1 protein-coding gene is annotated in these 474 nt (G+C 65.0%); it reads left to right on the forward strand.

Going from position 1 to position 474, the window contains the following annotated elements; genetic code table 11:
• Positions 1 to 161: 161 nt before the first annotated feature.
• On the forward strand, positions 162 to 474 hold a 313-nt coding region (locus AACY45_RS28280), incomplete at its 3' end, for a DUF952 domain-containing protein (protein WP_339548768.1).

Below are 474 nucleotides of genomic sequence, written 5' to 3' on the forward strand. Positions count from 1 at the left end.
TTCGATGTCGGCAATAACGAGCATGTCGTCTCCGCCGCGCGGATCGAGGAGGCCGAAGGCGATGCCGAGGCCGATGTGCGCGACCTGACCGCTGTCGAAGTCGCCCCCGACGATACCGGCGATACCGGTGAGGATCTGGCGGCTGGCCCGGACAATGGCGAATGAGCGAGCTGCCGCTCACTGCCTATAAGGTGCTGGCCGCCGAGCAGATGGAGACGCTGGAGCGCGAGGAATCGTTCGCCGGCGCCCCCATCGACTTGGCTGATGGCTATATCCACCTCTCGACCGCCGAGCAGTTGACCGAGACGATCGACAAGCATTTCGCGGGGCAAAGCGATTTGCATGTCGCGGCGGTCGATCTCGGATCGTTCGGCGCAGGGTTGAAGTGGGAGGAGTCGCGCGGCGGCCAGCTTTTCCCGCATCTCTATGGCGGCCCGCTGCTGCTCGAGACGGTGATCGCTTACGGCCCGCTCG

This window comes from Pseudomonas sp. RA_35y_Pfl2_P32, from assembly GCF_963970735.1.
Lineage (GTDB): Bacteria > Pseudomonadota > Gammaproteobacteria > Pseudomonadales > Pseudomonadaceae > Aquipseudomonas.